This is a genomic window from Pseudomonas sp. Irchel s3a10 (assembly GCF_900187525.1).
Taxonomy (GTDB): Bacteria; Pseudomonadota; Gammaproteobacteria; order Pseudomonadales; family Pseudomonadaceae; genus Aquipseudomonas; species Aquipseudomonas koreensis_G.
Map to the genome: position 1 here is coordinate 196,019 of NZ_FYDR01000007.1, position 11,740 is coordinate 207,758.

General features: G+C 58.8%; 6 protein-coding genes. 1 reads left to right on the forward strand and 5 read right to left on the reverse strand.

Annotation, left to right across the window (positions count from 1 at the left end):
- The first annotated feature begins 43 nt into the window (after positions 1-43).
- On the forward strand, positions 44-3,184 hold the full coding sequence (lanM, locus tag CKW11_RS21245) for a type 2 lanthipeptide synthetase LanM (protein WP_095139284.1): 3,141 nt from the start codon (positions 44-46) through the stop codon (positions 3,182-3,184).
- Here the strand turns inward: lanM and CKW11_RS21250 are convergent.
- The 5 genes from CKW11_RS21250 to morA all read right to left on the reverse strand — a co-directional run bounded on the left by CKW11_RS21250 (position 3,111) and on the right by morA (position 11,722).
- Entirely contained in the window at positions 3,111-3,809 is a 699-nt protein-coding gene (locus CKW11_RS21250) for a GntR family transcriptional regulator (RefSeq protein ID WP_095139285.1), read from the reverse strand. The two genes, lanM and CKW11_RS21250, sit on opposite strands and share 74 nt — an antisense overlap.
- A 23-nt stretch (positions 3,810-3,832) precedes the next feature.
- Positions 3,833-4,537 (reverse strand): FadR/GntR family transcriptional regulator, encoded by a 705-nt coding sequence (locus tag CKW11_RS21255; protein ID WP_095139286.1) that lies wholly within the window; start codon positions 4,535-4,537, stop codon positions 3,833-3,835.
- 84 nt (positions 4,538-4,621) lie between these two features.
- Positions 4,622-5,935 (reverse strand): C4-dicarboxylate transporter DctA, encoded by a 1,314-nt coding sequence (locus tag CKW11_RS21260; protein WP_095139287.1) that lies wholly within the window; start codon positions 5,933-5,935, stop codon positions 4,622-4,624.
- A 334-nt stretch (positions 5,936-6,269) separates the two neighbouring features.
- The gene (glyA, locus tag CKW11_RS21270) at positions 6,270-7,523 is read right to left on the reverse strand and encodes a serine hydroxymethyltransferase (RefSeq protein WP_003228394.1); all 1,254 of its coding nucleotides are present in this window, start codon (positions 7,521-7,523) and stop codon (positions 6,270-6,272) included.
- Positions 7,524-7,873: 350 nt separating this feature from the next.
- A complete protein-coding gene (gene morA / locus CKW11_RS21275; RefSeq protein WP_095139289.1) occupies positions 7,874-11,722 on the reverse strand; it encodes a cyclic di-GMP receptor MorA in 3,849 nt (1,282 codons plus the stop codon).
- Positions 11,723-11,740: the final 18 nt, after the last annotated feature.

Genomic DNA, 11,740 nt, shown 5'->3' on the forward strand with positions numbered 1-11,740 from the left:
TATGGCGGATGGATAATCCGCCATACTGCTCAAGGTGGAGAAAATGCTTGCTGACATTCTGACGTTTCAAGAGCGCAAATCATCGGGTTCTGGAGGTGGCGTCGATGTCGACATCCTGCGTAGTACCCTGGAGATGTTGCATAAAGACGATCATGCCCTGTTGCGTTATTTTGGTATGGGCAAAAACGACCTGATTGAATGGTTTGAAAATAACACCAGACAACCTGTGCTGGAAAAGCGATGTACGTCTCTGCAGAAGCTTGAGGCGAAAGTTCGACTGATTATGTCCATGTCTGAAAAAGACTGGATACGCAAAGCAGGGGATGAACCATTTTCAGGCTTTTATGATTGCATGTTTGGTTACTTTGAATATGCGTTTCAGAGCGACAGTAGATACAGACCCATTCATGAGTGGTGTCATCTGGGATCATTGATTTCAGGTGTCAGGCATTATGTGCTGGCCTGTGTAAAAAAAGTTTCTGAAAAATCCCTGGTGCACTTCCTTAATACTCGACTGGTCGAGGGCATTGATTCCGATCTGGAATCGTTCGAACAATATTTAAGCGCGGGTGGATCAGGCCAGTTTCTTTTGGACTATCCGGTGGTTGCCGACTTACTGTTCAAACAGTTGGAAGGGATCGCAGGTTATCTCTACAACATCATTTTTCACTTTGCTGATGATGTGTGCATGCTTGCCAGCGTGTTTGGTTTGTCTGGCCGACGAATCGACTCGATCGAACTTGGAATGGGAGATCCCCACGCCAATGGTGAAACGGTTTGCGCAGTACGGGTCGGGAGCCAAGCGCTGGTTTACAAACCACGAACAAACAGAGAAGCGCAGCTCTATGGCTCGCTGCTGGCGTTGCTGTACGAAAAAAGCGCTGATGAAGGCTTTTCCGCTCGTGCGCCGCTATTGGTATGTATGGAAGATCATAGCTGGATTGAGTACATCGATAATCGCGCCTGCGGGAGCGAGGCCGATCTGGCTCTGTTCTACAGGCGCGCAGGTGCGCAGGTAGCCCTTGTCCACGCCTTGAACGGCATCGACTTTCATTACGAAAACATCATTGCGTGCGGGAGCAGTCCCGTCTTGATCGATCTCGAGTGTCTATTCACTGCCTCCATGATCGATCTGCAAGATGATCTTCCCGGCAACGGCGCTTTGTTCAAAACCCTCAAGCTCAATAGCCGCTCAGTCTTTAGCAGTGGTTTTGTTCCCTATTCGCCGAATTCGGACAACGATTTCAGTGGCCTGACGTCTCAAAAACAATTCAGCACGACGGCCAGGCAATTGGTCCGCGAGCAAGGCTTGTACCATCTGCGGCGCATACAGGTCAGCAAAACCCCGATTATCAAACATTTGCCGGTTTTCAACGGGGTGACGTATTCGGTAGAGCTTTTTCAGGAGGCTTTTCTGAAGGGCTTTGAATGTGCCTACGATGAGGTGGTGAAACATCAGGCAGCGGTGCTTGACTGTATCCGGCACCAGGCTCCCCAGTTGAAAACACGCGTGCTGCTCAAAAATACCCAGCGTTATATAGACTTTCTTGAACTGACACTGCACCCACGCTTCACGCAATGCATGCTCCAGAGGCAGCTGTTGCTGGCGACCCTGTGGTCGGAGTCGAATGCATCGCTCATTGCAAAAAATGTGGCCGCCTACGAGTTGGGGGATCTGCAGAGTGGCAACATTCCAAGTTTCACCATGCCTATCGCCTCGAACTGGATACACGATTCCCACGGGACGTTTGTGGCCGCGCTCGACATCGAAAGTCCTCTGGAAAGCTGCCGACGAAAACTGAGCGCGTTGTGCCCTGCGGACAGAACGTTCCAGACCTCTATTCTGAAGGAGTGCCTGTTCCCTTCGGGCAATGGGGCGATGCCGATGCACCGGCGGCACATCGCCAAAGGCGTACCGAGCCTGCAGCCGGCGGATTATCTGGAAGGCGCTCTCAAGGTCGCGGCGGCCATAGAGCGGTTGCGTATTGAAGGTGCCGAAGGGGACGTGGCGTGGGGGTTCCTGAACGAGCACCCGACAACCCGGCGTAAATACCTGTCACCCATGACCAACAGTCTCTACAGCGGCATGGGCGGACTCGCGGTTTTTTACATGAGTCTGTTCCGTGTCAGTGGCCGCGCAGAGCACTTGGCCAAGGCTGATCAAATCGTCGATTCCATGGGCAGAACCCACGAACATTTTGACAGTGACATGGCCGCCAGTGCCTATTTTGGTCTGGCTTCGTACCTCTATGTGCTGGTCAATCATGAGCGGGTGACAGGCCGGGACATCCACCGTGCGACGATCGATGAGTTACTGCACAGGCTTGATGATTATCCACGGCAGGGGGATGACTTCGATTTCCTTAACGGTTGGTGCGGGACCGTCACGCTGCTGGCGAATCTCTATCTGCTGCGGCCGCAAAAGCGCTTGATTCCCTTGATCGAAAGGCTCTCGACCGCCATCCGGGCAGAACTGGCAATTGACGGTGGGCGATTTGTGCGCAAGGCCTGTTCCACCCCGTTGCTGACGGGATTCTCCCATGGGATTTCGGGAATACTCCATGCGCTCTCCAAGGTCTATGAAGTCACAGCAGACGCGACGTTGATTGCGCTGATAAAGGACCTGCTGGAGGACGAAAATCGTCAGATGAACCATGGGTTCTGGCTGGATTTACGTGAACCGTCGCAACCCGCTCACATGAGCAAATGGTGCCACGGCGATGCCGGAATTCTGATCGCCAGGCTGCAGCTCAGGCATTCGCTCAAAGACGTGATGGAGGCCGAACACCTGGAGACGGTCGAGCGCGATATCCGCCGATGTGAAAGCAACCTCTGGTGCCATGGCCTAGGCTCCGGTTACAGCCAGTGTCACGGTGATTTCGGCAATCTGATGTGTCTGTTGTCACTGTACCGCCGCACTGAAAATCATCAGGGTATCGCGAGAACCTTGCAGGCATTTTCCGAGACTGCCGACAACTTTTTCAGTGAGGATCTGATTTCGCAAGACAGTGTGCCTGTGCTGGGGATGATGTTGGGCATCGCCGGCGTCGGTCAGGCATTGTTGAGTGCGATTGATTCGACGTTGCCCGATGCGCTGGCACTGACCTTCTTCACGGCGCCAGACCCAGCAGTTGCTGTTCAAGATCGCTCAGATGTCGATTCATCAGACGAACCGCGGCATTGACGTCATTGCGCTCCACTGCATCGACAATGGTGGTATGTGTTTGCACCGTCGTGTCCCGGTTGGTCTGCTGTCGACATTGGGCCAGCGCCAGAGACGTCATGGGCACCAGGCTGCCAAGAAAGTGCGCCAGGGGAGCATTGCCTGCGAGTTTGGCCAGTTGCAGGTGGAACTCGCCGGACAACCGAATGGCGGCTCCGTGCTGGTCAAGGGCGCGGGATCGCCGCTGTTTTTCAATCAGTTCGCGCAGTGCTTCAAGACCGGCAGGTTGCTGCTGGCAGGTAAGCTCAAGCAGCATGATTTCGGTCAGGCGCCGTGCGTGGAGTATCTGGCGGGTCTGTTCGGGGGCAGCTATGGCAATTTTCGGGCGCTGATGCGTGCGCAGGATGACGACCTGCTCATGGGACAGCTGGGTCAGCGTCCGACGTATCTGGCTGCGGCTCGCACCGAACATCTGCACCAGACTCTCTTCTGTGAAGCGACTGGCCGCGGTGAGGCGCTGATCCAGGATTGCTTCGAATACCTGCGGGTAGGGGTCGTCCTCCGGTGCTTCGAGGCGAAGTTCCCGGGCAAACGGCGGGGCGGCAGGGATCTCGCGATCATATTGCAGTGAAGCGAAGCTGTTCATGGCCGGTCTCCAGTTCGAGTGCATCAACGGCTGAGGTTGTCATCCGGAATGTTCAATTCAATGCCCATCCGCTGACCTTCGCGCAGAATGTGCCGACGCATTTCGGCGCTGGCCTGGGCGCTGTTCTTGCTGCGGATTGCGCGCACTACCGCTTCGTTTTCTTCCAGACGTTCAGCCAGGTGCTCGGGCGAATTGCGCAGCACTTCGGCGCTTTGCTTGAGGGCATTGCTGGTTTGCTGCACCACACTCTGGAAGATCGGGTTCGAGGTCAGGGTGAACAGCTCCTCGTGGAAGGCGATGTAGGCGCTGACCCCGGCTTCGCTGTCGCCCGCTTCGAGGGCTTCGCGCATGTCCATCAGGGTCAGGCGCAACTGGCCGACTTCCTTGCTGCTGATCGACTGCGCGACCAGGCCGACGATGAATGGCTCAAGGGTGTAGCGCAGTTGCAGCACGTCTTCGAGGCTGGCGCCGGCCACCGCGCTGTCGTGGCTCTGGCTGTCACTGAGCTGGGCGTCGAGCACCACCACGCCTTTGCCCGGCATCGAGCGCACCAGGCCAAGGGTTTCCAGGACGATCACCGCTTCGCGCAGGCTCGGACGACTGATGCCCAGTTGTTCGGCCAGTTCGCGCTGGCCCGGCAGCATGTCGCCGGAGCGCCACTGACCACGGGCGAGGGCGGCGCGCAGTTTTTCTACGACTGAGTTGACGACGGTTGATGTGGTTATCACGGGTCTTGCTCCGTAAGCCCGTTGGGGATGCCGCAAACAAGATCAAAAGATCGCAGCCTGCGGCAGCTCCTGCGGGGTTGAAAATCAGAACTCTTGCTGGTGCGCCGGAGTTCCGGTTTTACGCGGTTGAAAGGTGTAGCCCTGCTGACCGCTAAGTACTTTGTTTGCGCGTTGCACATCGATGTCCTTTTCCCAGCGGGCGATGGCCACGGTGGCGACGCAGTTGCCGATCAGATTGGTCAGCGCCCGGCCGATGCCCATGAACCAGTCCACTGCCAGTACCAGCACCAGACCGACCACTGGAATCGCCGGAATCGCCGTCAGCGTCGCCGCCAGAATCACCAGCGCCGAGCCGGGAATGCCGTGGGCGCCCTTGGAGGTGATCAGTGACACCAGAAGAATCGTCAACAGGTCGGTCATCGCCAACGGCGTACCGGTGGCGTTGGCAATGAACACGATGGCCAGGGTCAGGTAGATCGAGAAACCGTCGAGGTTGAACGAATAGCCGGTGGGAATCACCAGGCCTACCGTCGAGCTGCCAATCCCCAGGTGTTCAAGTTTGCGCATGATCTGTGGCAGCACGGCGTCGGAAGAAGCGGTGCCCATGACGATCAGCAACTCTTCGCGCAGGTACTTGAGCAGTGGCCACAGGCGCAGGCCCGAGGCACGCATCACCACGCCGAGGATCACGCTGACGAATGCCATGCAGGTCAGGTAGAACAGGCCGACCAGACTGCCCAGGTGTTGCAGCGAATCGAGGCCGTATTTGCTGGTGGTGAAGGCGATGGCGCCGAACACGCCGATCGGCGCCAGGCGCACGATCATGCCCATGATCCGGAAAATCACATGGCTCAGTTCGTTGATCAGCCGCGAGATTCCGGAGGCCGCTTCACCGACCAGATTCAACGCACTGCCGAACAGTACCGAGAACAGCAGCACTTGCAGAATGTTGTTGTCGGCGAAAGCTCCGAGCACCGAGGTCGGGATCAGGTCCATCAGGAACTGCGTGGTGGTGTGCATGTGCTGGCCGCGTTCGGCGATATCGCCCATGTCGGCGGCGGACAGTTGCTCCAGATGGATATTCGCACCGCTGCCGATTCCGGTGCTGAAGGCGAATACCAGACCGATCACCAGCGCGAGGGTGGTCAGCACTTCAAAGTAGATCACCGACTTGAGGCCGATGCGCCCGACCTTCTTCAGGTCGCCCGCGCCGCTGATGCCGCTGACCACCACGCAGAATACGATCAGGCCGATGAGCATCTTGATCAGTTTGATGAAGCCGTCGCCCAGCGGTTTGAGCTGAGCGGAATATTCGGGAAGGGTCAGCCCGCAGACGATGCCGAGCACCAGTCCGAGAACCACTTGGAGGAAGATTGAACGCGAGCACCATCTGAGCATGGGAGGAATCCTGGTCGGTGTCCTGGCTGCCGTGCGCGTGGCGCATCAGATTCAGGACTTAATTATTGTGGTCTTACCGGTATGTCCAGTGCGGGTGCAGTCTAGGCTCGGTTTTTTCGGGATGACAAGTGAAAATATGAAAATTGGCATGACCGGTCTGACCGGCGGCCATAGTCGCGTAGGAGCTGCCGAAGGCTGCGATCTTTTGATCTTGTTTTTAAGATCCAGATCAAAAGATCGCAGCCTGCGGCAGCTCCTACACGGGAAATCAGGGGCATAAAAAAACCGGCCAATCACTTGGCCGGTTTTTCATGCTGCGGATTTGACGTCGCGATTACGCGCCGTACACCGGCAGTTTCTTGCAGATGGCTTTGACTTTCTCACGAACGGCGTCGATCACCGCTTCGTTGTTCAGGTCAGCCAGGATGTCGCAGATCCAGCCGGCCAGCTCTTTGCACTCTGCTTCTTTGAAGCCGCGAGTGGTCACGGCCGGAGTACCGAAGCGCAGGCCGGAAGTGACGAACGGCGAGCGTGGATCGTTTGGCACGGAGTTCTTGTTCACGGTGATGAACGCTTTGCCCAGCGCGGCGTCGGCGTCTTTACCGGAGATGTCCTGCTTGATCAGCGACAGCAGGAACAGGTGGTTCTTGGTACCGCCGGAGACCACGTCGAAACCGCGCTCGATGAACACTTCGGCCATGGCCTGAGCGTTCTTCACCACTTGTTCCTGGTAAGCCTTGAACTCAGGCTGCAGTGCTTCCTTGAAGCAGATCGCTTTAGCGGCGATCACGTGCTCCAGCGGGCCACCCTGGGCGCCCGGGAATACCGCGGAGTTCAGCTTCTTCTCGATTTCGGCGTTGGCGCGCGCCAGGATCAGACCGCCACGTGGACCGCGCAGGGTCTTGTGCGTGGTGGTGGTGACCACGTCAGCGAATGGCACCGGGTTCGGGTAGACGCCAGCGGCGACCAGACCGGCCACGTGAGCCATGTCGACGAACAGGTAGGCGCCGACCTTGTCAGCGATGGCGCGGAAGCGCGGGAAGTCGAGAATCTGCGAGTAGGCAGAGAAACCGGCCACGATCATTTTCGGCTTGTGTTCTACAGCCAGACGCTCGACTTCGTCGTAGTCGATCAGGCCGTTGGCGTCGATGCCGTACTGCACCGCGTTGTACAGCTTGCCGGAGGAGGAAACGCTGGCGCCGTGGGTCAGGTGACCACCGTGGGCCAGGCTCATGCCCAGGATGGTGTCGCCACCTTGCAGCAGGGCCAGGTAGACAGCGGCGTTGGCTTGGGAACCGGCGTGCGGCTGAACGTTGGCGTAGTCGGCGCCGAACAGCTCTTTGGCGCGGTCGATGGCCAGTTGCTCAACAACGTCGACGTACTCGCAACCACCGTAGTAGCGCTTGCCCGGGTAGCCTTCGGCGTATTTGTTGGTCAGTACCGAGCCTTGAGCTTCCATCACCGCAGGGCTGGTGTAGTTTTCCGAAGCGATCAGCTCAATGTGCTCTTCCTGGCGCTGAGCTTCTTGCTCCATGGCGGCAAAGAGATCGGCGTCGTACTTGGCAATAGTCAAATCACGGCTGAACATGGCGGTCCTCAAGGATCGGGGGCAGAAAAGGGGGGCATTCTAACCCAATGGGTTTTGGATGGCATATGAAACGACATCATGTCGCAGACAAGTGGCGTTCATGCCAGATGTGCGGTGCTTTCGCTGGCCCCACAATGGCCGCGTTTCAACCGGAGAATACTGATCCACGGCAAGTCCCTGTGGCAGCCAGCCTGCTGGGGATGACTGCACCGCAGATTTTTCCGGCGTCTGTACCGACCCTTTCGCGAGCAAGCCCGCTCCCACAATGGACCGCATTTATCCTGAAGAAACCGGGTCAAATGTGGGAGCGGGCTTGCTCGCGAAGGCGTCATTGGCGGTGCCGCAAAAAATCAGTCGAACATGAACAGCGCATCATTGCTGAACTGCGCTTCAAACCGGCTCGCCGGCATTGGCCGTCCGAACAGATAGCCCTGCACTTCATCGCAACCGTGCTCGCGCAGGAAGTCCAGTTGCTCATGGGTTTCCACGCCCTCGGCGATTACCGCCAGATTCAGGCTGTGGGCCATGGCGATGATCGCGCGGGCGATCTGCGCGTCCTGTTCGCCGGACGGCAGGCCGTCGACGAAGGTGCGGTCGATCTTCAGCACGTCGATCGGGAATTGCTTGAGGTAATTCAGCGACGAGTAACCGGTGCCGAAATCGTCGACCGCAATGCTCAGTCCGAGGTTTTTCAGCCCGGCGAGGATCTGCATCGCCTCGCTGACTTCGCGCATCAGGATACTTTCGGTCAGCTCCAGCTCCAGGCACGCCGGCGGCAGCCCGGTTTCCCGCAGAATGGTGGCGATACGCGTACCGAGCTGGCCATCGGAGAACTGCCGCGCCGAAATGTTCACCGAGACTTTCGGCACGCGCACCCGATTCTGGTGCCAGGTCTTGAGCTGGCGGCAGGCTTCGCTGATGACCCAGTCGCCAACGTCGACCACCAGACCCAGTTCTTCCAGCACCGGAATGAAATCCCCCGGCGGCACCAGCCCGCGACGCGGATGACGCCAGCGCAGCAGCGCTTCGGCGCCGGTCAGACGCTTGCCATCGCCGCTGAATTGCGGCTGGTAGTACAGGACGAATTCGTTCTGCTCCAGCGCATGACGCAGGTCGCTTTCCAGCTCCAGACGTTCCAGCGCACTGGCGTTCATGTCGGCCTGATAGAACTGGAAGTTGTTCTTGCCGCGCTCCTTGGCGTGGTACATCGCGGTGTCGGCGTTCTTCATCAACTGGCTGAGTTCGTTGCCGTCCTGCGGGCTCAGGGCGATACCGATACTGGCGGTGACGAAGAACTCGCGGCCTTCCAGCACGAATGGGCGCACCAGACTGGCGAGGATCTGCTCGGCCACATGAATCGCCCGGTTCAGCGCCATTTCGCGGCTGGAACGATGTTGCAGGAGCAAGGTGAACTCGTCGCCGCCCATGCGTGCCACGGTGTCGTCATCGTCGACGCAGGCCAGCAGCCGCGTGGCCATGTCTTTCAACATGCGGTCGCCCGCAGCATGACCGAGGGAGTCATTGATCGGCTTGAAGCGGTCGAGGTCGAGGAACATCAGCACCACCCACGACTTCTGCCGTTCGGCCGATTGCAGCGCGGTGTGCAGGCGATCCTGGAACAGCGTGCGGTTCGGCAGGTGGGTCAGGGCGTCGTAGTAGGCGAGGCGATGAATCCGCTGCTCACTGGCCTTGCGCTCGCTGATGTCGCTGAAGAAGCACACGTAACTGGCCAGATCGCCTTCATCGTCGAGTACCGCAGTGATGCCGACCCACGCCGGGTAATGCTCGCCATTACGCCGCTTGAGCCAGACTTCGCCTTCCCAGGTGCTGTGCTGGTGCAATTGCTTGAGCACGTAGCGCAGGTGCGCGTCCTGTTGCTCGTCGACGGTGAGCATGTTCGGCAACTGGTCGAGCACTTCCGACACTGCGTAACCGCTGACCCGGCTGAAGGCTTCGTTGGCCTGCACGATGTAACCGGCCGGGTCGGTGATCAGGATCGCCGAGGTCGAGTGCTCGAATACCGTGGCGGCCATGCGCAAGTCTTTCTCGGCGCGGCGCTGCTGGCTGATGTCGCGGCCGACGCCGAGCACGCCTTCGAACGCGCCGTGTTCGTCCCACACCAGCACCAGGCGCAGCTCGATCGGAATCTTGCGACCGTCGGCGCGCAGGCAGTCGAACAGGAACATTTGCGTCTGCACCTGGCTTCGCAGTTGCGCGAGTTGCTCAGGCTTGTCGAGCGCTTTGCTGACCCGATCCATCAAGGTGTAGATGCCGGATAGCTGTTGCGGGTTGGCGATGGTCGATTGCCAGCCGTTCTGGAAAATCCACTCGGCGTCGTAACCCAGTACCGCTTGCACCGACGGACTGACGTAGTTCAGCGACAGCTTGCTGTCGGTGGAGAAAATCACGTCACTGATGCTTTCGGCGAGCATGCGGTAGCGCTGCTCGCTGTCACGCAGGGATTCACTGGCTTCGATCTGCTCGGTGATGTCCTTGGCCACGCCGATGATCCGCGTGACCTGATCATGTTTGTCACGGGCCAGGGCCTGCTCGCGAATGTCGAAGCGCCGCCACTTGCCGTCGCGATGGCGGAAGCGCAACTGGCACTGCAACAACTGGCTGTAACCGGCGTGCCGCTGCATCTGCCGCGAGCGGTGGTAATAGTCGGCGTCTTCCGGGTGCAGGAGGATTTCCCAGAAGTACTCGCCCATCTGGTGCAACTCGGAGCGGTTGTAACCGAGGGTCTGGCCGAGGTGGTGGTTGCTGAAAATCATCCTCTGGCTGATGACGTCCTGCACATACAGATGATCCGGCACGGTGCGTACCACGTCCGACCAGAAGCCTTCGCGCTCCAGCAGCGACAGTTCGATCAGCTTGCGGCTGGTGATGTCGTTGATGCTCAGAATCACCGCTTTGTAGTCGTGCTGTTCCTGTGGCAGGCGCAGAACCATCCATAGATGCTGATCGCGGCCGTTGATGTCCGGCAGTCTGATTTCCAGTTCCAGTTGATTCTGTTGCTGCAGAACCGCGTCGAGCACCTGGTGGCCGATGGCGCACTGGTTGTGCGGCTGACCGTCGATCAGCAACTGCCAGGCGTGCTCGCAGGAATTGACGTTGAGCAGTTGCAGCGCCACCTGATTGACCTCGGTGACGCGCAGTTCCTGCAGCAATTGCTGGCGCTGGACCGGTTGGTCGAGCCAGGCCTTGAGCTGGTCGCTGGTCTGGATCTGCGCCTTGTCGAACAACTGCTTGAGGCCCGACAGGTCGAGTACGCACAGGGCGACGCCGGTGCCTTCGAAGATGTCCTGATAACGCCGGCGGCCTTCATGTAACTGGCGCTGGCGCCGGCGCATGTTGAGCAGAGCGATCACCGGCAGCATCGAGAACGCCAGACCCAACAGGCATTTGCCGATAAACGCCGGCAGCAGTTCTTCGAGCACGCGCTGGCGGTCGAACAGCCCGCGCAATTGCCAGTCGCTGCTGCTCAACGGCACGGTCAGCACGGTGTTGGCCATGTCGTCCGGGCTCAAGACGCCAGGCCTGGCCGAAGGCCGTGCCTCGTCGCGGCTGATGATCTGATGGTTGAGGCGGTTTTCCACCAGCCACAACGGACGGATGCCGGTTTCGCCCTGCTGGGTCAGCGAATCGAAGAACGTCGGGGTCAGGCGCAATGCCCAATAACCGCGCGTGCTGCCGCTGGCCTGATGCAATAACAGGTGTACCACCGAACCGTCGTCGGCGTTGCTGAAGTAATGCGCCTGAGCGCGGCTGCGGCGCACCAGTTCACCAAGGTAATCGGCGTCGTGGCTGTCGCTGGCGCTGTCGTTGAGGATTTTCCCGGACGGGCTGAGCAGGGCCAGGCTGCGCAGTTCCGGCAGCGATTGCTGGAGCTTGCGCAGCAGCGCCTGTTGTTCGTCGGACGACTGCGGCTGTTCGACGATCGGTAGCAGGTTGAGGGCGATTTGCGCATTCAGCGACATGTTCAGGCTGACCTGCGAGGCGAGGTCGGCGGTGTAGTCGATGGTGTACTGGCGCTGGTTTTTCTGGGTCTCGCGCAATTGATCGAGCAGTTGCCAGAACAGCAGGGCCAGCAGCAAAAGTACCAGCGTCGCCAATGCACCCTTCAATGTTCCGCGCAGGGGCGAGCCGGTCCCCGGATTGGACGCGCTCACAGAAGCTGGCGGGGTAACGTTGGACAAGCTGAAATCCTGCGGTTT

Excerpts from the sequence above, each read along its gene's own strand:
- lanM (WP_095139284.1), top strand. The coding sequence starts at position 44 with ATGCTTGCTGACATTCTGACGTTTCAAGAGCGCAAATCATCGGGTTCT.
- CKW11_RS21250 (WP_095139285.1), bottom strand. The coding sequence starts at position 3,809 with ATGAACAGCTTCGCTTCACTGCAATATGATCGCGAGATCCCTGCCGCC.
- CKW11_RS21260 (WP_095139287.1), bottom strand. The coding sequence starts at position 5,935 with ATGCTCAGATGGTGCTCGCGTTCAATCTTCCTCCAAGTGGTTCTCGGA.
- glyA (WP_003228394.1), bottom strand. The coding sequence starts at position 7,523 with ATGTTCAGCCGTGATTTGACTATTGCCAAGTACGACGCCGATCTCTTT.